Genomic DNA, 21,192 nt, shown 5'->3' on the forward strand with positions numbered 1-21,192 from the left:
GCCGCCCCCGGGCGTCGGACGTGTTTCACCCATGCGGGCCCTGCGGTTTGCGGGCGGCGCGCTGGTCGTTAGGGGGGGCGCGGCGGTCGGGCCCGACCGCGAGGATGCTCCGGCTCTCGTTGGCGACGACGGCCGACGCCACGTAACCGAAGAGGCGGCGGAGGTCGGCCGGCGCCGCTCCCTGCGCGCCGAAGCCGGGAGCGAGGATCGGCATGCCCGCCAGCGCGACGTCACCCAGGCCGAAGGCCGAGCGGTCGACGGTGGCGCCCACGACGACACCGACGGGCCCCAGGGCACCCGGCGCGCCGATGTTGGCCTGGTTCACATCGTGCGCGACGCGCGCGGCGACGTGCTCGCGGTCGCCCACGGCGAGGGCGTCGTCGACGATCGCGCTCTGCAGCGCGCGGGCCTCGGGGTTGCTCGTGGCGGTCAGCACGAACGCACCCTTCCCGTGACGCACCGCGAGCGACAGCGTGTCGCGCAGCGAGTCGGCGCCGAGGTAGGGCGTCAGTGTCACGGCATCCGCCTCGAGGGGCGAGCCGGGCTCGAGCCACGCGTGGGCGTAGCCCTCCATGGTGGTGCCGATGTCGCCGCGCTTGGCGTCGGCGATCACGAGCAGACCCGCCGCACGGGCGGCAGCCATCACGTCTTCGAGGGCCGCGTACCCCCGCGAGCCGTAGCGCTCGTAGAACGCCACCTGCGGCTTGACCACCCCGACGCGGCCGGCGGCGGCCTCGACGGTGCGCAGACCGAACTTCCGCGCCCCGTCGGCCGTGGCATCCAGCCCCCACGCCGACAGCAGCGCGGCGTGGGGGTCGATGCCGACGCACAGCGCGCCGTGCGTGGAGAGGGCGGCGGCGAGCCGCTGGCCGAAGGTCTCGCTCACAGACGACCCGCGCGATCCACCGCGTACTCCTGCAGGCTGCGCACGTCGAAACCGTCCTTCATGGCGCCCAGCGCGCTGACGGCCGCACCGAGCACGGCCATCGTCGTGAACAGGGCCTTGTCGGCGGCCACGGCGGCGGCGCGGATCTCGTAGCCGTCGGCGCGGGCGGTGCCGCCCGAGGGGGTGTTGACGATCATGTCGATCTCGCCGGCGTTGATGAGGTCGACCACGTTGCGCTGGCCGGAGCCCTGCGTCTCGGAGTACTTCTCGACGACCTGCACGCGGATGCCGTTGCGGGCGAGGATCTCCGCCGTGCCCTCGGTCGCCATGAGCTCGAAGCCGAGCTCCTGCAGACGGTGGGCGGGCAGGATCACGGCGCGCTTGTCGGCGTCGGCGACGGAGATGAACACGGTGCCGCTGGTGGGCATGCCGCCGTACGCGGCCTCCTGCGACTTCGCGAACGCGGTCGGGAAATCGCGGTCGATGCCCATGACCTCTCCCGTGGAGCGCATCTCGGGTCCGAGCACCGAGTCGACCGTGTGGCCGTCGGCGGTGCGGAACCGCTTGAACGGCAGCACGGCCTCCTTGACGGCCACCGGGGCGTCCAGCGGCACGCGCGAGCCGTCCTGCGCGGGCAGGAGCCCCTCGGCGATGAGCTCCGCGACGGTGCTCCCCGCCATGATGCGGCTGGCGGCCTTGGCGAGCGGGATGCCGAGGGCCTTGGAGACGAACGGCACGGTGCGGCTCGCGCGCGGGTTCGCCTCGATGACGTAGAGCACGCCGGCGGAGATGGCGAACTGCACGTTGAGGAGCCCGCGTACGCCGACGCCCTTCGCGATGGCGAGGGTCGCCTCGCGGACGCGGTCGACCTCGGTGCGGCCGAGCGAGACGGGCGGCAGGGTGCACGAGGAGTCGCCCGAGTGGATGCCGGCCTCCTCGAGGTGCTCCATGACCCCGCCGATGTAGAGGTCGGTGCCGTCGTACAGCGCGTCGACGTCGAGCTCGATCGCGTCGTCGAGGAAGCGGTCGACCAGCAGCGGCAGGCCGGGGCCGATGATGGCCTGGTCGGCGACGCGCACGAAGTAGTCGCGCAGCGCGTCGGTGGAGTAGACGATCTCCATCCCGCGGCCGCCGAGCACGAAGCTCGGGCGCACCAGCACGGGGTAGCCGATCTCCTCGGCCACCGTGACGGCGCCCTCGACGTCGATCGCCGTGCCGCTGCGCGGGGCGACGAGGCCGGCTTCGTCGAGCAGGCGCGAGAACAGCTCGCGCTCCTCGGCGAGGTCGATGGCCTCGGGGCTCGTGCCGAGGATCGTGTAGCCGGCGGCCTCGATGCCCTTGGCCAGACCCAGCGGCGTCTGGCCGCCGAGCTGGCAGACGACGCCGAGGATCGTGCCCGACTGCGCCTCGGCGTGCAGCACCTCGAGCACGTCTTCGAGCGTCAGCGGCTCGAAGTACAGGCGATCGGAGGTGTCGTAGTCGGTCGAGACGGTCTCGGGGTTGCAGTTGACCATCACGGTCTCGTAGCCCGCGTCCGACAGCGCGAACGACGCGTGCACGCACGAGTAGTCGAACTCGACGCCCTGGCCGATGCGGTTCGGACCCGACCCGATGATGACGACCTTCGTGCGCTCCGAGGGCGTGACCTCGGTCTCGGCGTCGTAGGAGGAGTAGTGGTAGGGCGTGAGGGCCGGGAACTCCCCCGCGCACGTGTCGACGGTCTTGTAGACCGGGCGCACGTCGAGGGCGTACCGGATGCCGCGCACCTCGGCCTCGTCGAGGCCCCGGATCTGCGCGATCTGAGCGTCGCTGAACCCGTGCTCCTTCGCGACGCGGAGGGTGTCGGCATCCAGCTCCGCGGCCTCGCCGATGAAGGCGGCGACCTCGTTGATGAGCACGATCTGGTCGATGAACCAGGGATCGATGGCCGTGGCGTCGAACGCCTGCTCGGCGGTCGCGCCCTTGCGCAGCGCCTGCTGCAGCACGACGATGCGACCATCCGTGGGGGTCTTCGCGATCTCGAGCAGCTCGGCGGCCGTGCGCGTCTCCTCGCCCCAGTGGAAGCTCGATCCGCGCTTCTCGAGCGAGCGCAGCGCCTTCTGCAGGGCCGTGGTGTAGTTGCGGCCGATCGCCATCGCCTCGCCGACGGACTTCATGGTGGTGGTCAACGTGGTGTCGGCGGCCGGGAACTTCTCGAAGTTGAACCGCGGCACCTTCACCACGACGTAGTCGAGCGTCGGCTCGAAGCTCGCCGGGGTGACCTTGGTGATGTCGTTGGGGATCTCGTCGAGGCGGTAGCCGATCGCGAGCTTGGCGGCGATCTTGGCGATCGGGAAGCCGGTGGCCTTCGACGCCAGCGCCGAGGAGCGCGAGACGCGCGGGTTCATCTCGATAACGATGATGCGCCCCGTGGCGGGGTCGACGGCGAACTGGATGTTGCACCCGCCGGTGTCGACGCCGACGGCGCGGATGATGTCGATGCCGATATCGCGCAGCTTCTGGTACTCGCGGTCGGTGAGGGTCAGCGCCGGGGCGACGGTGATCGAGTCGCCGGTGTGCACGCCGACGGGGTCGACGTTCTCGATCGAGCAGACGACCACCGTGTTGTCGGCGGTGTCGCGCATGAGCTCGAGCTCGTACTCCTTCCACCCGAGGATCGACTCCTCGAGCAGCACCTCGCTGGTGGGCGAGTCGTGCAGGCCCGCCCCGCCGATGCGGCGCAGGTCGGCCTCGTCGTAGGCGAAGCCCGAGCCGAGTCCGCCCATGGTGAACGAGGGCCGCACGACGAGCGGGTAGCCGAGCTTCTCGGCACCGGCGAGCAGTTCGTCCATCGAATGGCAGATGACGGATGCCGCGACGTCGGCGCCCGCCTCGAGGACGAGCTCCTTGAAGATCTGGCGGTCCTCGCCCTTGTTGATCGCCTCGAAGTCGGCGCCGATGAGTTCGACGTCGTACTTCTCGAGGATGCCGCGCTTGTGCAGCTGGATCGCCGCGTTCAGCGCCGTCTGGCCGCCGAGCGTGGGGAGGATGGCATCCGGCTTCTCCTTCGCGATGATCGACTCGATCACCTCGGGGGTAATGGGTTCGATGTAGGTCGCGTCGGCGAAGTCGGGGTCGGTCATGATCGTCGCCGGGTTGGAGTTGACGAGGATGACGCGCACCCCCTCTTCGCGCAGCACGCGACACGCCTGGGTGCCGGAGTAGTCGAACTCGCAGGCCTGACCGATGACGATCGGGCCGGAGCCGATGACGAGGACGGAGTGGATGTCGTCGCGCTTAGGCATTCTTCTGAGTCTCCGAGGTGGTCTGAAGGTTCGCGAGCACCATGTCGCGGAAGCGGTCGAACAGGTAGTTGGCGTCGTGCGGGCCGGCGGCGGCCTCGGGGTGGTACTGCACGCTGAACGCGGGGATGTCGAGGGCGCGCAGGCCCTCCACCACGTTGTCGTTCAGGCCGATGTGGCTGACCTCGACGCGGCCGAAGCCGGCGGGGCTGTCGATGACGGCGTCGAGCGGGGCCTCCACGGCGAAGCCGTGGTTCTGCGAGGTGATCTCCACGCGGCCCGTGGTCTTGTCGAGCACGGGCTGGTTGATGCCGCGGTGGCCGAACGGCAGCTTGTAGGTGCCGAAGCCGAGGGCACGGCCGAGCAGCTGGTTGCCGAAGCAGATGCCGAAGAACGGCAGTCCGTCGCCGAGCACGGCGCGCAGCAGCTCGACGTGCTGGTCGCTGGCGGCGGGGTCGCCGGGGCCGTTGGAGTAGAAGGCGGCGACGGGCTCGATCGCCCGGATCTCCTCGATCGAGGCCGACTGCGGGAAGACGTGCACGTCGAAGCCGCGGGCGGCGAGGTTGTCGATCGTCGACTTCTTCACCCCCAGGTCGAGCACGGCGAGGTTGCCGATGCGCTCGGTCGTTGCGGGCGTCACCTCGACCTCGGTGACCGAGACCTCGGCGGAGAGGTTGCGGCCCGCCATGCCCGGGGCCTCGAGCACACGGCGCAGCTGCTCTTCGGCATCCAGGTGGGCGGCCTCCCCCGAGAACACGCCGCCGCGCATGCTGCCCGAGGAGCGGATGCGACGGGTGACCGCGCGCGTGTCGATGCCGGAGATGCCGACGATGCCGTCGTTCTCGAGCGCGTCGTCGAGCGAGCGGTTCGCCCGCCAGTTCGACACGACGCGCGAGGGGTCGCGCACGACGTAGCCGGCGACCCAGATGCGTCGCGACTCGGGGTCTTCCTCGTTCACACCGGTGTTTCCGATGTGGGGTGCGGTCTGCAGCACGATCTGGCCGGCGTAGGAGGGGTCGGTGATCGTCTCCTGGTAGCCGGTCATGCCGGTGGCGAAGACGACCTCGCCGAGGGTCTCACCGCGGGCACCGTAGGCGCGGCCGGGGTAGCGGGTGCCGTCTTCGAGCACGAGGACGGCGGGGTCTCGCGTGGTGAGCGAGGAAGGGATCAGGGCGGTCATGCGTCGCTTCCTGTCGGGGTGATGAGCGGACGGATGGCGTCGGCGAGGGCCCTCGCCGACGCATCCTGAGGTCGGAGGTAGGTGTCGACGACGGTGTCGTCGTCGATGCGCCAACGGACACGCGTCAGGCCGTCGCGCTCGACCACGCGGTCGATGGCGACGGTTGCCTGCGCGGCATCCACCAGGCGGTCGCGGGTGAGCGCGATGCGGGGCTGGCCCGGGAGGTCGAGGGCGACGCCGGCCGTGGTGACGGTGACGTCGACGCGGGAGCGGAAGCCCAGACCCTTGATGGCGAGACGCTCGAGCGGCTCGTCGTACCGGGTCGTGGCGACGTAGAGTCCCGAGAACACCGCCGTCTCGACGGCGTCCGCGGGCAGCTCCCCCACCGGGGCGGTATAGCGCGCATCGCGCCGCGTTCGTCGCACCCAGGCCCACGCGAGCAGGACCAGCAGCACGACGGCGATGCCGGCCATGACCAGCAGGGCGCCTTCGCGCGTCACGCGAGGGCCCCCGGGGCGTCCAGCACCGCGCCGTCGGCGACCGTGGGGATGCCGGAGCGCACGGTCCAGCGCACCTCACCGGGAAGCTCGCGACCGAGGTACGGCGAGTTGGTGCTGCGACCGCGCAGGTCGTCGAGGCCGAAGGTGCGGGAGGGACGCGGGTCGTACAGCGTGAACGTCGCCGGCTGTCCCGCGACCACGGCGGTGCCGTGGTCGTCGAGGCCGCCGATGCGCGCGGGCGTGCGCGACATCACCCGGGCGACGTCGGTCCACTGCAACAGGCCGGTCTCGACCATGGCGTGGTGCACCACGCGCAGCGCGCTCTCCAGGCCCACCATGCCGTTGGCCGCGGCGGCCCACTCGCAGGCCTTCGCCTCGCTGGGGTGCGGGGCGTGGTCGGTGGCGACGATGTCGATGGTGCCGTCGGCGAGACCCTCGCGCACGGCGAGGACGTCTTCTTCACGGCGCAGCGGCGGGTTGACCTTGAATCGTGCGTCGTAGTCGCGCACGAGCTCATCGGTCAGCAGCAGGTGGTGCGGCGTCACCTCGGCGGTGACGTTGACGCCGCGCTTCTTGGCCCACCGGATGATGTCGACGGAGCCCGCCGTGCTCAGGTGGCACACGTGCAGGCGCGAGCCGACGTGCTCGGCCAGGAGCACGTCGCGCGCGATGATCGACTCCTCCGCGACCGCGGGCCAGCCGGTGAGGCCGAGCTCGGCCGAGACGGCACCCTCGTTCATCTGGGCGCCCTCGGTGAGCCGGGGGTCCTGCGCGTGCTGCGCGATCACGCCGCCGAACGCCTTCACGTATTCGAGGGCCCGACGCATGATGAGCGGGTCGAACACGCAGAAACCGTCGTCGCTGAACACGCGCACCCGGGCGCGGGAGTCGGCCATCGCGCCCAACTCGGCGAGACGCTCGCCCTTCTGCCCCACGGTGACGGCGCCGATGGGCTGCACGTGCACGTAACCGGCCGCCTCGCCGAGGGCGAGCTCCTGCTCGACCACCCCGGCGGTGTCGGCCACGGGTGAGGTGTTCGGCATGGCGAAGACGGTCGTGAAACCGCCCGCCGCGGCTGCGCGCGACCCGGTGAGGATCGTCTCCGACGCCTCGTATCCCGGCTCGCGCAGGTGCACGTGCAGGTCGACGAGGCCGGGGAGGGCGAGGAGCCCGTCGGCGTCGACCACTGTCGCGCCGGCGTGCGAGAGGCCGGAGCCGGTCTCGGCGATGACGCCGTCGCGCACGAGCAGGTCGGTGGCATCCTGACCTTCGACGCGCGCGCCGCGCACCAGAAGGGTCTGGGGGGTGGCGTGGCTCATCGGAGGTCCTCTCTCTCGCTGTCGGGCCGCTCGCCCGCCAGCAGCAGGTACAGCACGGCCATCCGCACGGAGACACCGTTCGTGACCTGCTCGAGCACCGTCGAGCGCGGGGAATCGGCGGCTTCGGCGGAGATCTCCAGGCCCCGGTTCATCGGACCGGGGTGTAGAACGATGCTACCGTCCGGCAGAGCCTGCAGGCGCCGCGCGTCGAGGCCGTAGCGGCGGGAATACTCCCGTTCAGTCGGGAAATACGCTGCGCTCATGCGCTCCAGCTGGATGCGCAGCATCATGAGCGCGTCGGGACCGGCGGCGATTGCGCGGTCCAGGTCGTACTCCACCTCGACGGGCCAGCCGCTCACGTCCTGGGGCACGAGGGTGGGCGGGGCCACCAGGGTGACGTGCGCGCCGAGGGTGTGCAGCAGCCACACGTTCGATCGCGCGACGCGCGAGTGCAGCACGTCGCCGACGATGGTGACCCGGATGCCGTCGAGGTCGCGGCCGCGGCTGTCGGTGCCGAAGAGGCGCTTGCGGATCGTGAAGGCGTCGAGCAGCGCCTGCGTGGGGTGCTCGTGCGTGCCGTCGCCGGCGTTGACCACGCCCGCGCTGATCCAGCCGGAGGTCGCGAGGGTGCGCGGAGCGCCGGACGCTCCGTGGCGGATGACCACGGCATCCGCCCCCATCGCCTGCAGCGTCTGCGCCGTGTCCTGCAGCGACTCGCCCTTGCTGACGCTGGAGCCCTTCGCCGAGAAGTTGATGACGTCGGCGGAGAGGCGCTTGGCGGCGGCCTCGAACGAGATGCGCGTGCGCGTGGAGTCCTCGAAGAAGAGGTTGACCACGGTCTTGCCCCGCAGCGTCGGGAGCTTCTTGACCTCGCGGCTCTGCGTGTCGGCCATGTCCTCGGCGACGTCGAGGATCTCGAGCGCGCTCTCGCGCGAGAGGTGCTGGGTGTCGAGCAGGTGCCTCATGACTCGATCGTCACCTCCTCGACCCCGTCGATCTCGGCGAGGCGGACGTTGACGCGCTCGTCGCGGGCGCTGGGGAGGTTCTTGCCCACGAAGTCGGGGCGGATGGGCAGCTCGCGATGGCCGCGGTCGATGAGCGTCGCCAGGCGCACGGCGGCGGGACGGCCGATGTCCTGGAGCGCGTCGAGGGCCGCGCGGATGCTCCGACCCGAGAACAGCACGTCGTCGATCAGCACGACGGTCTTGCCGTCGATGCCCCCGGCGGGGATCTCGGTCTTGCGCGGGGCCCGCGTGGGATTGCGGTGCAGATCGTCGCGGTACATGGTCACGTCGAGGGAGCCGACGGGGACCGAGGCGCCGCCGAAGTCGCCGACGAGGGGGCCGATCCGGTTCGCGAGCGTGACGCCGCGGGTCGGGATGCCGAGGAGGACGAGTCCCTCCGGTCCATTGTTGGACTCCAGGATCTCGTGCGAGATGCGCGTCAAAGCGCGGGCGATATCGGCATCGTGCATGACGGTGCGCGTATTCATCCGCCGCTCCCTTCTCCGCCTCACGGGACGGGGTTAAAGGTTGCTGTGGTTCGGCGTCGAGTCTAGCGGGTGGGGCTGCCGTCCCGTCGCCGAACGTCGTCCGTAGCCGGGGCGGCGGGTGGGACACCTCCGCCCCCGGCGATCCATGGGGGCTCGGGTGCGCCCCCGCCCACCCGGCTCGGCGTCAGCCCGCCGCGACCTCGGCGGCCTCGGTAGCGCGCTCCGCGCTGGGCGTCGAGCGGATCGGGTGACCGGTGGTCGTGAGGCACCGGCCCGAGGCCAGGTCCCACTTCCAGTCGTGCAGCGAGCAGGTCAGCACGCCGTTCTCGATCTTGCCGGTCTTGGTCAGGTCGGCGCGCAGGTGCGGGCAGCGACGCTGCACGGTCCAGCCGTCGATCTCGGCATCCTCGGTCTGGTCGGACTGCTCGGCGTACCAGTTCTCGACGTACTCGATGCGGTCGCGCGAGAGGCACTTCAGGAACGTCGTCAGGAACTCGTTGAACTTGCCCGAGCGGCCGACCTCGAACTGCATCGACAGGAAGATCGAGTTCGACCAGTCGATCTCGTGGTCGCGGATGTTCGTCGACACCAGGTCGGCGGGGATCGTGTACCAGTAGATGCACTCCTCCCCCGCGTACTCGCGCAGCTTCGCCCTGGGGAAGTCCACGACCATGTCGAGTTCGCCGATGCGGAAGCGCACGACGCCGCCGACGCCGTTGCGGATCGTGCGGGCGCGACGCAGCAGCGGCTCCCACCACTCCTTCAGCGCCGCTAGCATCTCGGCGGGAGGGATGACCTCGGCGCGCGTGGCGACCTCGGCCTGCACCTCGGCCTGGCGGCTGTCGCGCTGCTCGGCGAGGTAGTTCCACTTGTCGCCGAAGACGCGCTCGATCTCGGCGTCGGTGTAGAGCGTCTGGGTGACCGTCACCTCGGACCCGTGCACCTCGACCTCGGTGCCGGGGAGGAACAGGTAGCCCTTCTGATCGGGGCGCTGCTGCTTCATGTGGGCGAGGAACTCACGCTGGTCGGTGAAGATCGAGTCGTCGTCCAGGCCCGTGCCGTTGTAGCGGAACAGCTCCTCGCGCAGGAACATCGGCGGACCCGCCATCGGGAACACGTGCGGAGCATCGACCTTGTCGATGTAGTACATCGCCCGCTTGTTCTGGGCGTCGCGCTTGAGCTTGGCGAAGTTCTGTTTGGCATCCTGGGGCAGGTCGTAGACCATGGGCCACCAGATCGCACCCGACACCTGGGTGAAGTAGGCGTCGGGCTTGCCGAAGTCGAACAGCGTGTCCAGGTCGAGGGGGTGCGAGTCGTTCTGATTGAGGATGGATGCCGTGCCGTCGTCGATCGACAGCGAGGAGTCGCCGATGGGCCCGTCGGAGGGCGCGCGCAGGGGGGTGACCATGAGCTTCAGGTCGCCGAACCGCAGCGGGACGCCCGCCTCGGTGCGCACGAGGTTCGTGTAGCCGAGAGCGAGCAGATCCCGCTCGAGGTCGTCGGTGGGGTACTCGGGCAGGAGCACCTTGATGTCTTTCGACACGTACCGCTCGAGCATCGCCGGATCGAAATGATCGCGGTGGCGGTGCGAGATGTACAGGAAGTCGGCCGTGCCGAACCGCTCCCAGTCGAGGGCGCGGTTGTCGGGGAACGGGAACCACGAGCCGAAGAAGCTCGGACCGATGACCGGGTCGCAGATGATGCTCCCGCCCGCCGTCTCGATGAACATTCCCGCGTGGCCGAGGCCGGTGATTCTCATGTCGCTCCTGTGTCGTTGGCGGAACCTGACGAGTCTACGCGGGGCCGGCTGGAAGGGTTCGGGGAGTCTCGGCGGGTCGGGAGGTGGATGCCGTGCGGCCCGGGAACCGGAACGATCACGGCCCAAGCAACCCCCGGATGTCGTCGGCGTCGAGGGACCGGGCGAAGGCCTCGCCGTCGTCGATCACGGCGTCGAACAGAGCGGCCTTGCGCTCCTGCAGCGCGCGCACCTTCTCTTCCACCGTCCCGGACGCGATGAGCCGGTACACGAAGACGCTGCGGGTCTGCCCGATGCGGTGCGCCCGGTCGATCGCCTGCGCCTCGGCGGCGGGGTTCCACCACGGATCGAGCACGAATACGTACTCGGCCTCGGTGAGGGTCAGGCCGAAGCCGCCGGCCTTGAGGCTGATGAGGAACACCGGCGCCTCTCCCCCGCGGAACGCCTCGACCACCTCGCCGCGCCGGGCCGTTCCACCGTCGAGGTGGGCGTAGTCCAGCCCCGCGGCGCGAAGACGCTCGGCCGCCAGATCGAGGAACGACGTGAACGAACTGAACACCAGCGCACGGTGTCCCTCGGCGGCCACCTCGACCAGGCGCTCCAGCAGCACGTCGAGCTTCGCCGAGCCGAGGTGCGCGTCGCGCTCGTCGACGAGCCCGGGCGCCAACGCGAGCATGCGCAGCAGCGTGAGCGAGCGGAACACGATGAATCGCTGGCGGTCGAGGTCGTCGAGCAGTCCCAGGACCTTCTGTCGTTCGCGCTGGAGCACCCGGTCGTACAGTTCCCGGTGCGCCGGGGCGAGGGGAACCGCGATCTCCTGCTCCTGCTTCGGCGGGAGGTCGGCGGCCACGACGTCTTTCGTGCGGCGCAGGAGGAAGGGCCGGACGCGGCGACGGAGGCGATCGAGAGTGGTGTCGCGGTGCGCGCTCGCCGCGGCCGCCGAGAGCGCCGTGGGGGCGTCGGTGGGCAGCTGCTCGATCGCGCGCGTGTAGTCCTCGCGGAACTGGCGGATCGAGGGGAACAGCCCCGGCGCGGTCAACGAGAGCAGCGCCCAGAGGTCGTCGAGACCGTTCTCGATCGGTGTGCCGGTCGCCGCGAACACGGCGTCGGTGCGCAGGGCGGCGATGGCGCGGTGGATCCGGGTCGCCGGGTTCTTCACGAACTGCGCCTCGTCGAGCACGACGCCCGAGTACCGCGGGACCGCGAACTCGGCGGCATCCGTTCGCACGACGCCGTAGGGGGCGACGATCATGTCGACCTCTCCCGCGATCTCGGCGATCGTGCGCTCGCGGCGGACGGCCGTGGCCTCCACGACCGCGACGCGCAGGCCCGGCGCGAACCGCTCCGCCTCGTTCCGCCACGTCGGCAGCACCGAGGTGGGCGCGACCACCAGCCACGGGCGCCCGTCGCCCCGCGACCGCGTGTGCGCGATGAGGGCGAGCAGCTGCAGCGTCTTGCCGAGACCCATGTCGTCGGCCAGGATGCCACCGAGCCGGTGCCCGTGCAGGAGGGCGAGCCACGACAGGCCCTCGCGCTGGTAGGGCCGCAGATCGGCGAGGAACCCGGACGGCGTGGGCACGGGCGGCACCTCGCTCACCGCGCGCAGCGCCCGCGCGAGCCCGCGCCACTCCACGGCGGCCTCGGACTCGTCGGCGAGGTCTTTGAATTCCGCCCACAGCGACAGGTGGGTCCGGGGCAGCCGCGGACCGGCCTCCCATTCGTCGAGGGTCGCGGCCTCCTCGAGCAGCTCGCGCAGGCGCTGCAGCGACGGGTGCGCGAGCGAGAACCAGGCGCCGTCCGAGAGCTTGATGCGCGTGCGCCCGCGCGAGAGCGCGCTGAACAGCGTGCCGAACGGGATCGTGCGGCCGTCGATCGTGAGCACGATCCCCAGGTCGAACCAGTCGCGGTCGAGGGACTCCACCGCCGTGATGCGCAGCGACGGATCACCGCGCAGCTCCCGGAACGGGGGTGGGTCGCCGGTGGTGCGCACCCGCACCTCGTCGACGCGGTCGACCGCCGTCAGCACGCGGGTCGAGAACGCCGCCGCGTCGGCGTCGCGCAGCGTCGCCCTCCCCGCGAGCGGAAGGTCGGATGCCGCCACCCAGGCCTCTTCGAAACGACCGCCGATCTGCACCTCCGCGCGCGGGTCGCGCTCGGCGTCGGTGCCCGTCGTGGCCCACGCCACCCGGCGCCCGCCGGGGTACACCCACTCGAGGCGGTACGCCACGTCGTGATCGGCGTACGCGACCTCGACGGTGAGCGTCGGGCGGGCCGGTGGCGGGGTGGGGACCCCGGCGCCCACCGACAGCGGGGCGCGCCGCGCGAGCCGCGGGTAGACGTCGGCGACGAATTCCCCCGCCTCGGCGGACGGCACCTCCACCGCGCTGCGGCCGACCAGCGCAGGCAGGGGCTCCGGAAGTGCGACGGGGGCCAGCACGATCGGCACGGGATCGCGCTCGAGGGCGAAGGCGAACAGTCCCGCGGCCCCCATCGCCCGCGCGTGCGCGGCGTCGACCGCGACCCCGTCGATCGTGAGGTCGGCCGACAGGCGCAGGGCTCCCCCGCCCACGGCGTCGATCGCGACGCGCGCCTCGGCGGTGGCGGCGAGGCGCACACGCTGCTGCGGGTGCATCGGCACCAGCGCGATGCCGAGCCCCTCCGCCGCGGCCAGGTGCGGCCAGAGCAGCGGTGAGTCGACGGCGTCGAGGGCCACGGTGTCGCCCGAGGGGGCGAACGGCCCGGTCGTGCGCAGCGCCTGCGCGAGGGCGTGGAGCTCGGCGAACCAGCGCACGTGCGCCGGGTCGAAGCGGCCGGTCGACCGCCGCACCGCGTCCCACGTGGCATCCGCACGGATCCACGCCTCGCGCGCCCCCCGCACGAGCGGGCGGGCGACGAGCTGCAGGTCGTCCTGCCGCTGGGCGAGCAGGCGCGGCGTCACCGCGACCACCGCTCGCGCCTCCCACCGCGCGGGGTCGTAAGCCTCGCGCTGGCGCAGCTCGATGCCGAGGGCGAGCGCGTCGTACGCCCGCGGCGGGGCGCCGGAGAGCAGATCGCGCCAGGATGTCACGGCATAACCCTTCCGCCGACCCCCGACATCCCCGTGCGCGCGCCGCTCGTCCGTCTCGGGGCGGAGGGGGCCCCAGGCCGGGCATAAACGCGATCGGCGCACAGAAACGCGCTGTGCCCGCGTTTATGCGAGCGGAGGGCGTTTATGCGTGCCTTTGGCGGCGCCGGGCGCGGCGCCGGCCGCGGCGATGCCCCGCGCGTCGACCCGTCGGCCCCGAAACGCGGCGACCCGGGGGCCCGGAAACGCCGCGACGCGGCCGCCGACATCATGTCGGGGCCGCGTCGGGACACGCTGCGGGCGTTCAGGACGAGCGGGCGATCCGGGCGAGGACGCCGTGCACGAACGAACCGGAGTCGTCGGTCGAGAACTCCTTCGCCAGCTCCACGGCCTCGTCGATCGCCACCGCCGTGGGCACCTCGTCGTTGTAGAGGATCTCCCACGCGCCGATGCGCAGCAGGGCCCGGTCGACGGCGGGCATGCGCTGTAGCGACCAGTCCTTCGAGAACGTGGTGATCTGCTCGTCGATCGCGTCGCGGTTGTCGATCACACCGTCGACGATGTCGCGGGCGTACAGCCAGGAGGCCTCGCGGGCGGGCTCGGAGGCGGCGCGCTTGGCCTCCGTGGCCAGCATGATCGCGAGCTCCTCGCCGCGCACGTCGGCCTGGAAGAGGATGTCGAGGGCGCGTTTGCGCGCCTTGGTACGGGCGCTCAACGTCAGCTGATGCGGCCGAGGTACTCGCCGGTGCGAGTGTCGACCTTGATCTTCGTGCCGGTCTCGAGGAACAGCGGAACCTGCATCTCGTAGCCGGTCTCGACGGTGGCGGGCTTGGTGCCGGCCGAGGAGCGGTCGCCCTGCAGGCCGGGCTCGGTGTAGGTGACCTCGAGCACCACCGACGGCGGCATCTCGATGTAGAGCGGGTTGCCGTTGTTCAGCGCGATCTGCACCTGCTGGTTCTCGAGCAGGAAGTTCGCCGCGTCACCCACGGTGGCCGCACCGACGGTCAGCTGGTCGTAGTCGGCGACGTCCATGAAGACGAAGCCCTCACCGTCGTTGTACAGGTACGTGAAGTCGCGGCGGTCGACGTTCTCGGTCTCGATCTTGGCGCCGGCGTTGAAGGTCTTGTCGACGACCTTGCCGCTCATGACGTTCTTCAGCTTGGTGCGTACGAACGCGCCGCCCTTGCCGGGCTTGACGTGCTGGAACTCCACGACGCTCCAGAGCTGACCGTCGATGTTCAGGACGACGCCGTTCTTGATGTCTGCGGTGGATGCCATGAGTGCCGATATTCCGTTTCGTGAGTCGAAGTGGGCGAGAGCCCGACGTCTGAGTCTACGCGATCCCCGCCGTCAGCCGTCGGCGCGGCCCGCGACGACCTCGGCGAGCAGGTCGACGGCCCGCGCGTAGCCCGGCACGCCCTCGCCGATCACGTGCACGACGGCGACGTCCTCGATGTAGGAGAAGTGCCGGAAGGCCTCCCGCTCCGCGATGTTCGAGATGTGCACCTCGGCGACGGGCAGATCGACGGATGTTAGGGCGTCGCGCAGTGCGACGGAGGTGTGGGTGAGGCCCCCGGCGTTGATGACGATGCCGACGCAGTCCAGGCGCGCGGCGTGGATCGCGTCGATGAGCACGCCCTCGTGGTTGCTCTGCACGGCGCGCACGTCGAGGCCGTGCCGACCGGCGGCCTCGGTGGTGATGCGCTCGACGTCGGCCAGGGTGTCGCACCCGTAGATCTCGGGCTGGCGCGTGCCCAGGAGGTTGAGGTTCGGGCCGTTCACGAGCAGCAGTCGACGGGGCGTGGTCATGTCCGGCACGCTACCAGCGCCGCCTCCGCGGGCTCCGGTGCTGATTGTCGTGCCCCCGTGGCGTCCGGCGCGGGTCAGCGCACCCGCAGCGAGCGGGTCATCGCCCGCTCGCGGCCGATCGACGTGGTGAACTCCTCGCCGGTGGCGACGAAGCCGGCGCGGCGGTAGGCGCCCTGCGCCCGCGCGTTGTCGACGTGCACGCCGAGGCCCACCGTGTCGAAGCCACGGTGGGCGGTCCAGTCGGCGGCCGCATCCAGCAGGGCGTCGATGACGCCCGCTCCGCGGTGCGCGGGATCGACGAAGACGCCGACGATCCCGGCATGGTCCGTGCGCAGGCGATGGCCGGTGTGGTCGAGGTCGCCCGTGCGACGCACGAGCACCGTCGCCGAGCCGATCCACGCGTCGGCGGTCTCCGCGATGAACATCGCCCCCGCGTCGCCGCTCGCACCGCTCGCGGCGCGTTCGTCCCAGAACGCCGGATCGCGCGCGATCTCCTGGTCGTAGGTGGTGAGGAACGCCATCGCCGCGGCCGGATCGCTCACGGCCCGCAGGCGCAGCTCGCGGACGCGCTCGCCCTCACCCGCGCGCACGCGGCGCACGGAGAAGCTCACGCACCGACCTCCTGGTACGCCGCGAACAGCAACGACTCATCGGGTGCCTGCAGCACCGTGGGGCGCGCCAGGTCGTCGAGCACGATGAAGCGCAGCATGCTGCCGCGGCTCTTTTTGTCGCGCTGCATCGTGGCCTTGAGCGTCTGGAACGCGCCGGCGCGATAGGTGGTCGGCAACCCGAGCGACTCGAGCACCGTGCGGTGGCGCTGGGCCACGTCGTCGGACAGGCGCCCGGCCAGGCGCGAAAGCTCCGCCGCGAACACCATGCCCACCGAGATCGCCGCGCCGTGACGCCAGCGGTAGCGCTCCGCGTGCTCGATCGCGTGACCGAGGGTGTGGCCGTAGTTCAGCACTTCGCGAAGTCCCGCCTCCCGCAGGTCTTCGCCGACGACGCGCGCTTTCATGTCGATGGCGAGCTCGACGCACCGGCGGAAGCCCTCGCCGCGAGGGTCGACGATGTTCTGCGGGTCGGCTTCGATGAGATCGAGGATCTCGGGATGCCAGATGAAGCCCGCCTTGACCACCTCGGCGAAGCCGGCGGTCGCCTCGTTCCGCGACAGCGTGTCGAGCAGGTCGAGATCGCACACCACAGCGACCGGGGGCCAGAAGGCGCCCACGAGGTTCTTCCCCTCGGCGGTGTTGATCCCGGTCTTGCCGCCCACCGCGGCATCCACCATCCCCAGCACGGTCGTCGGCACCTGCACGAGAGCGACGCCGCGCAGCCACGTCGCCGCGACGAAGCCGGCGAGGTCGGTCACCGCTCCCCCGCCGAAGCCGATCACGACGTCGGTGCGGGTGAAGTCGGCCTGACCCATGACCTGCCAGCAGAACGCCGCCACCTCGACGCGCTTGCCGGCCTCGGCATCCGGGATCTCGGCGAGGAGCACCTGTCGCTCGCCCACCAGCTGGGCGCGCAGCGACTCGGCCTGGGCCGCGAGGGTCGGCGGATGCACGATCAGCACCTTCTGGGCGCCGGCGGGCAGTTTCTCCGCGATCGAGGCCAGCAGGCCCCGGCCGACCGTGATGTCGTAGCCGGGGTCACCGGCGACGCTGATGGTGGTGGTCTCGCTCATGGTCTCTCCTCGGCCGGGGCGGTTCGCGCCCAGGCCACGATGTCGTCGACCACGCGGGACAGCGGTCCCGACGACGTGTCGAAGGCGATGTCGGCGGTCGACTCGTAGATCGGTCGCCGCTCCTCGTAGATGCGCTGCCAGCGCGCGGTGGGATCCTCGCCGTCGAGCAGCGGCCGGTCGTCGCCGTGGATGCGGGATGCCACCACGTGCGGCGCCACGGTCAGCAGCACGACGCGGTGCGCGGTGAGGCGTTCCCGGGTCGAGGGGTCGAGCACGGCTCCGCCGCCCAGGGCGATGACACCGCCGTGGCCGAGCGCCTCGACGACCGCCTCGCGCTCGAGGGCCCGGAAATGCGGCTCGCCGTGGGCCAGGAACAGGTCGCGGATGGGGCCGTGGTCGCGCACGACGAGCTTGTCGGTGTCGCTGAAGGGCGCGCCGAGCGCCCGGGCGACGCGGCGCCCCACGCTGGTCTTCCCCGCGCCCATCGGCCCGATGAGCACGACGGCCGAGGCGTCCGACTCGCTCGCCGGGCGGCGGGCCGCGGCGGGATCGCTCACGGCATCGGCGCCGGCGGACGGCCCCGCGTGCGCGGCCGGCGCGTCGGCGGTCATCGGCTCAGGCGAGGTCATGCGCGAGGAGCGCCGCGTCGGACGCGTCGGTCGTGCGCAGGGTCTCGGGCAGGTTCGCCAGGTAGGTCTCGAGGTTGCGACGCGTTTCGGCGACGTTGTCGCCGCCGAACTTCTCCAGCACCGCGTCGGCGAGGGTGACGGCGACCATGGCCTCGGCCACGACGCCGGACGCGGGGACCGCGCAGACGTCGGAGCGCTGGTGGTGCGCCGCGGCGGTGTCGCCGGTGGCCACGTCGACGGTGCGCAGCGCCTTCGGGATCGTCGCGATGGGCTTCATGCCCGCACGCACGCGCAGCACGGTGCCGGTGGACATGCCGCCCTCGGTGCCACCCGCGCGGTCGGACGAGCGGGTGATTCCCTCACCGGTGGCGAAGAGCTCGTCGTGCGCCTGCGAACCCCGACGCGTGGTCGTGAGGAAGCCGTCGCCGACCTCGACGCCCTTGATCGCCTGGATGCTCATGAGGGCCTGGGCCAGCTTGGCATCCAGTCGGCGGTCCCACTGCACGTGCGAGCCGAGCCCCGGGGGCAGGCCGTAGGCGAGCACCTCGACGACGCCGCCGAGGGTGTCTCCGGCCTTCTTGGCGTCGTCGACCTCGGCCACCATCGCGGCGCTCGTGTCGGCGTGGAAGCAGCGCAGCGGGTCGGCGTCGAGACGCTCGACGTCGTCGGGCGTGGGCAGGTCCGCGTCGTCGGGCACCCGCACGGGACCGATCGACAGGGTGTGGCTGACCAGTCGGATGCCGAGCTCGCCGAGGAAGGAGCGGGCGACGGCGCCGAGCGCCACGCGGGCCGCGGTCTCGCGCGCGGACGCGCGCTCGAGGATTGGCCGGGCCTCGTCGAAGCCGTACTTCTGCATCCCCACGAGGTCGGCGTGGCCGGGACGCGGTCTCGTCAACGCCGCCCCGCGACCGCGCGAACGGTCGGACAGCTCGACGGGCTCGGGGCTCATGACCTCGGTCCACTTCGGCCACTCGGTGTTGCCGATACGCAGCGCGATCGGGCTGCCGATCGTGAAACCGTGCACGATGCCGGTGGAGAGGGTGAGCTCGTCCTCCTCGAACTTCATGCGCGAGCCGCGGCCATAGCCGAGGCGGCGGCGCGCCAGTTCGGCGCGGATCTGCGCCGACGAGATCGGGACGCCGGCGGGCATCCCCTCCATGAGGGCGATCAGCTCGGGGCCGTGGGACTCGCCGGCCGTGAGAACGCGAAGCATGCCCCTAGTCTCCCACGACCGCGATGCGCATCGCGGACAGCACCTCGTGCTCCCGCTCGAGCGCGCGCGCCGGGTCTCCCCCGACGAACACCCGCACCTGCAGCAGGGCCTGGTGCAGCAGCATCCCGAGGCCGTCGTGCGCGGCGACACCCGCCCCGCCCCACGCCTGGGCGAGCGGGGTCGGCCACCCGCCGTAGACCACGTCGACGAGCGGACCCGACGCGGATGCCAGCACCCCCGCGAGGACGCCGAGATCGGTGCCGCCGGGGAGGGCGGCGATCGTGGCGTCGACGGTGTGGGGGCGGTCGTCGTCGAGCGGGCGGACGGTGACCTCGACGCCCATTGATCGGCCGAGGTCCACGAGCGCCGCCGCGGCCTCGGGCCGGCGTGCGCGCACCTCAACGGAACCGGCTCCGGCGCGCACGGCCGAGACGACGGCGGAGGTGGCCGTCGCCCCCGCGCCGAGCACGCGCACGCGCCGCGGGGAGCGGACGCCGACCTCGTCGAGCGCGCGGGCGAGACCTGCCACGTCGGTGTTGAAGCCGTGCGGACCGTCACCGGGGAGCAGATAGGTGTTGACCGCCCCGGTCAGACGCGCATCGTCATCGAGCGTCCGCGCGCTCCGAGCCGCCACGTGCTTGAGCGGCATCGTGAGCGAGAGGCCGCGCCAGGCGGCATCCAGCCCGTCCACCTCGCGGGCGAACCCGTCGTCGTCGACGCGCCGCCGCCCGTACTCCCAGTCGAGCCCGAGTTCGCGGTACGCCGCGGCATGCAGCCGGGGCGACCGCGAGTGCGAGATCGGGTCGCCCCAGACGGCCAGGCGCGTGGGGCCGGTCAGCATCCGCCGTCGGGGTTGGCCGCGCACCAGGCCTGCCACTGCGCGACGGCCGTCTGGTGCTCGCTGTACGTCGAGGTGAAGACGGTCTCGCCGGTGTCGAGATTGACGGTGACGAAGTACAGCCACGGGCCGTCGGCGGGCTTCATGGCCGCGTCGATCGCGAGGTCGCCCGGGTTGGAGATGGGTCCGACGGGCAGCCCGGGGTAGATGTAGGTGTTCCACGGGTTGTCGTTGTTGCGCGCCTCGGTGGAGGTGCTGACCGACCCGCGCCCGAGCTCGTCGGCGCCGTACTGCACCGTGGAATCCATCTCGAGTTTGCCGAAGGTCTCCTGGTTCGAGGGCTGCAGGCGGTTCTCGATCACGCGCGAGACCTTGTAGAAGTCGTCGGGATTGCGCGCTTCGCGCTCGATGATCGAGGCGACGATGAGGATGCGTTCGCGATCCGACTCGGGCACGCCCGCGGTATCCAGCGACTGCACGGTGCGCTGCACCATCCGCTCGAGGACCTGCTGCGCCGTGACGCCCTCGTCGAAGTCGTAGGTGGCGGGGAAGATCCACCCCTCCAGGGTCGCGGCGGGCACGCCGTACTGGGAGGGGTCGGCGGCCGCGGCGTCGAGGTCGGCGCGCGGGATGCTGAGCTGCTCGGAAATGAGGTCGAGCGACTGCTGCAGCGTGAGCCCCTCGCGCAGTTGGACGGAGTAGTCGAGGCGGCTCGCCGGGTCGCGCAGGGCCGCGAGCACGGCCTCCGAGGTCATCTGCTGCTGGAGCTTGTAGACACCGGGCTGGAAGGTGAAGGCGACGGAGTTGTCGACCATGTACGTGTAGAGCGAGTTCGACGCCTTGGTCACCCCGGCCTCGAAGAGCTTGGGCGACACCGACTCCCCCGTGTCGCCGGAGACGATCGTCACGCGCGCTTCGCCCGTGGCCTGGCCGGCTTCGTAGTCGATCGGCTCCTCGTTGCCGAGGAAGGCCTGGATGCGATCACCGTAGGTGTTCCACACGACGATGCCACCCGCGGCGATGCCGCCCACGAGCAGGACGACCACGACCAGCGCGATCAAGCCGCCGATGCGGCGGCGTCGCTTCGGCGGGCGCGGCGCGCTCGAACCGATCTCGTGGGTGGTGGTCTGACCGGTGAAGAGGTCTTCGAGCGAGCCCGCGGTGGGGGTGTTCGACGCCGAGGACCGTGCTGCGGCGGCGCCGGCGCCGACGAGGGCCGGTTCCCGGGCGGGCTGCGGAGCGCGGGAGGCGTCGGCGGCGCGGTCGGTGTCGGCGACGCGCGGGGCGCGGGCGGTGTCGGCGGAGCGGGAGGCGTCGCCGGAGCGCGAGGCGTCGGTGGAACGCGTGGGTTGCGAGGGACGGCCGGCGTCGCCGGTGCGGCGGGGACCGGAGAGGTCGGGGGTGGGCGACGGCGCGGAGCCGCGGGGCGTCGACGCGGGCGCGGGGGTGCCGAAGAGGCTGCCCGAAGCAGCGGCGCGGGGCGCCGGAGCGGGCTCCGCGGCGTTCACCGTCTCGCCCGGACGGGGACGTTCGGCGGCGCC

General features: G+C 71.6%; 18 protein-coding genes. All 18 read right to left on the reverse strand.

Translation table 11 applies throughout. From position 1 onward, the window contains the following. Positions 1 to 25 precede the first annotated feature (25 nt). The gene (pyrF, locus tag ACK4LS_RS12760) at positions 26 to 886 is read right to left on the reverse strand and encodes an orotidine-5'-phosphate decarboxylase (protein WP_409717796.1); all 861 of its coding nucleotides are present in this window, start codon (positions 884 to 886) and stop codon (positions 26 to 28) included. Beyond that, positions 883 to 4,170: a carbamoyl-phosphate synthase large subunit gene (gene carB, locus ACK4LS_RS12765; RefSeq protein WP_409717799.1), complete on the reverse strand. Its 3,288-nt coding sequence runs from the start codon at positions 4,168 to 4,170 to the stop codon at positions 883 to 885. The genes pyrF and carB overlap by 4 nt, the downstream gene beginning before the upstream one ends. Beyond that, on the reverse strand, positions 4,163 to 5,347 hold the full coding sequence (carA, locus tag ACK4LS_RS12770; protein ID WP_409717802.1) for a glutamine-hydrolyzing carbamoyl-phosphate synthase small subunit: 1,185 nt from the start codon (positions 5,345 to 5,347) through the stop codon (positions 4,163 to 4,165). The genes carB and carA overlap by 8 nt, the downstream gene beginning before the upstream one ends. Next, a complete protein-coding gene (locus ACK4LS_RS12775; protein WP_409717805.1) occupies positions 5,344 to 5,847 on the reverse strand; it encodes a hypothetical protein in 504 nt (167 codons plus the stop codon). The genes carA and ACK4LS_RS12775 overlap by 4 nt, the downstream gene beginning before the upstream one ends. Next, positions 5,844 to 7,166: a dihydroorotase gene (locus ACK4LS_RS12780; RefSeq protein ID WP_409717808.1), complete on the reverse strand. Its 1,323-nt coding sequence runs from the start codon at positions 7,164 to 7,166 to the stop codon at positions 5,844 to 5,846. Before ACK4LS_RS12780 ends, ACK4LS_RS12775 begins: the two co-directional genes overlap by 4 nt. Beyond that, the gene (locus ACK4LS_RS12785; protein ID WP_409717811.1) at positions 7,163 to 8,131 is read right to left on the reverse strand and encodes an aspartate carbamoyltransferase catalytic subunit; all 969 of its coding nucleotides are present in this window, start codon (positions 8,129 to 8,131) and stop codon (positions 7,163 to 7,165) included. The genes ACK4LS_RS12780 and ACK4LS_RS12785 overlap by 4 nt, the downstream gene beginning before the upstream one ends. Continuing rightward, positions 8,128 to 8,658, reverse strand: coding sequence for a bifunctional pyr operon transcriptional regulator/uracil phosphoribosyltransferase PyrR (gene pyrR, locus ACK4LS_RS12790; protein WP_409717814.1), 531 nt, complete (start codon positions 8,656 to 8,658; stop codon positions 8,128 to 8,130). Before pyrR ends, ACK4LS_RS12785 begins: the two co-directional genes overlap by 4 nt. Before the next feature lie 184 nt (positions 8,659 to 8,842). After that, on the reverse strand, positions 8,843 to 10,417 hold the full coding sequence (locus tag ACK4LS_RS12795; protein ID WP_409717817.1) for a Rieske 2Fe-2S domain-containing protein: 1,575 nt from the start codon (positions 10,415 to 10,417) through the stop codon (positions 8,843 to 8,845). A 115-nt stretch (positions 10,418 to 10,532) separates the two neighbouring features. Further along, positions 10,533 to 13,481, reverse strand: a complete 2,949-nt coding sequence (locus ACK4LS_RS12800) for a DEAD/DEAH box helicase (protein ID WP_409717820.1) — start codon at positions 13,479 to 13,481, stop codon at positions 10,533 to 10,535. 301 nt (positions 13,482 to 13,782) lie between these two features. Beyond that, on the reverse strand, positions 13,783 to 14,193 hold the full coding sequence (nusB, locus tag ACK4LS_RS12805; RefSeq protein WP_409717823.1) for a transcription antitermination factor NusB: 411 nt from the start codon (positions 14,191 to 14,193) through the stop codon (positions 13,783 to 13,785). Between the two features lie 2 nt (positions 14,194 to 14,195). Continuing rightward, positions 14,196 to 14,756, reverse strand: coding sequence for an elongation factor P (efp, locus tag ACK4LS_RS12810; RefSeq protein WP_108318841.1), 561 nt, complete (start codon positions 14,754 to 14,756; stop codon positions 14,196 to 14,198). 72 nt (positions 14,757 to 14,828) lie between these two features. After that, entirely contained in the window at positions 14,829 to 15,287 is a 459-nt protein-coding gene (locus ACK4LS_RS12815) for a type II 3-dehydroquinate dehydratase (protein ID WP_409717827.1), read from the reverse strand. A 74-nt stretch (positions 15,288 to 15,361) separates the two neighbouring features. Next, the gene (locus tag ACK4LS_RS12820) at positions 15,362 to 15,898 is read right to left on the reverse strand and encodes a GNAT family N-acetyltransferase (RefSeq protein ID WP_409717830.1); all 537 of its coding nucleotides are present in this window, start codon (positions 15,896 to 15,898) and stop codon (positions 15,362 to 15,364) included. Continuing rightward, positions 15,895 to 16,971 carry a 3-dehydroquinate synthase gene (aroB, locus tag ACK4LS_RS12825; RefSeq protein WP_409717833.1) on the reverse strand — a complete coding sequence of 359 codons (1,077 nt, stop codon included), beginning with the start codon at positions 16,969 to 16,971 and terminating at the stop codon, positions 15,895 to 15,897. Before aroB ends, ACK4LS_RS12820 begins: the two co-directional genes overlap by 4 nt. Beyond that, the gene (locus ACK4LS_RS12830; RefSeq protein WP_409717844.1) at positions 16,968 to 17,456 is read right to left on the reverse strand and encodes a shikimate kinase; all 489 of its coding nucleotides are present in this window, start codon (positions 17,454 to 17,456) and stop codon (positions 16,968 to 16,970) included. Before ACK4LS_RS12830 ends, aroB begins: the two co-directional genes overlap by 4 nt. Positions 17,457 to 17,586: 130 nt before the next feature. Then, a complete protein-coding gene (gene aroC, locus ACK4LS_RS12835) occupies positions 17,587 to 18,813 on the reverse strand; it encodes a chorismate synthase (RefSeq protein ID WP_409717835.1) in 1,227 nt (408 codons plus the stop codon). Between the two features lie 4 nt (positions 18,814 to 18,817). Next, positions 18,818 to 19,654 carry a shikimate dehydrogenase family protein gene (locus tag ACK4LS_RS12840; RefSeq protein ID WP_409717838.1) on the reverse strand — a complete coding sequence of 279 codons (837 nt, stop codon included), beginning with the start codon at positions 19,652 to 19,654 and terminating at the stop codon, positions 18,818 to 18,820. Next, positions 19,648 to 21,192: endolytic transglycosylase MltG (gene mltG, locus ACK4LS_RS12845; protein WP_409717841.1), on the reverse strand; the 1,545-nt coding region annotated here is incomplete at its 5' end. The genes ACK4LS_RS12840 and mltG, both read right to left, overlap by 7 nt.

The organism is Microbacterium sp., from assembly GCF_046295495.1.
In the GTDB taxonomy this organism is placed as follows: Bacteria; Actinomycetota; Actinomycetes; order Actinomycetales; family Microbacteriaceae; genus Microbacterium.

What these genes read in the sequence shown, in the direction of transcription:
- carB (WP_409717799.1), bottom strand. Translation starts at nt 4,170, where the DNA reads ATGCCTAAGCGCGACGACATCCACTCCGTCCTCGTCATCGGCTCCGGC.
- carA (WP_409717802.1), bottom strand. Translation starts at nt 5,347, where the DNA reads ATGACCGCCCTGATCCCTTCCTCGCTCACCACGCGAGACCCCGCCGTC.
- ACK4LS_RS12780 (WP_409717808.1), bottom strand. Translation starts at nt 7,166, where the DNA reads ATGAGCCACGCCACCCCCCAGACCCTTCTGGTGCGCGGCGCGCGCGTC.
- ACK4LS_RS12785 (WP_409717811.1), bottom strand. Translation starts at nt 8,131, where the DNA reads ATGAGGCACCTGCTCGACACCCAGCACCTCTCGCGCGAGAGCGCGCTC.
- pyrR (WP_409717814.1), bottom strand. Translation starts at nt 8,658, where the DNA reads ATGAATACGCGCACCGTCATGCACGATGCCGATATCGCCCGCGCTTTG.
- ACK4LS_RS12795 (WP_409717817.1), bottom strand. Translation starts at nt 10,417, where the DNA reads ATGAGAATCACCGGCCTCGGCCACGCGGGAATGTTCATCGAGACGGCG.
- efp (WP_108318841.1), bottom strand. Translation starts at nt 14,756, where the DNA reads ATGGCATCCACCGCAGACATCAAGAACGGCGTCGTCCTGAACATCGAC.
- ACK4LS_RS12815 (WP_409717827.1), bottom strand. Translation starts at nt 15,287, where the DNA reads ATGACCACGCCCCGTCGACTGCTGCTCGTGAACGGCCCGAACCTCAAC.
- aroB (WP_409717833.1), bottom strand. Translation starts at nt 16,971, where the DNA reads ATGAGCGAGACCACCACCATCAGCGTCGCCGGTGACCCCGGCTACGAC.
- ACK4LS_RS12830 (WP_409717844.1), bottom strand. Translation starts at nt 17,456, where the DNA reads ATGGGCGCGGGGAAGACCAGCGTGGGGCGCCGCGTCGCCCGGGCGCTC.
- aroC (WP_409717835.1), bottom strand. Translation starts at nt 18,813, where the DNA reads ATGCTTCGCGTTCTCACGGCCGGCGAGTCCCACGGCCCCGAGCTGATC.
- ACK4LS_RS12840 (WP_409717838.1), bottom strand. Translation starts at nt 19,654, where the DNA reads ATGCTGACCGGCCCCACGCGCCTGGCCGTCTGGGGCGACCCGATCTCG.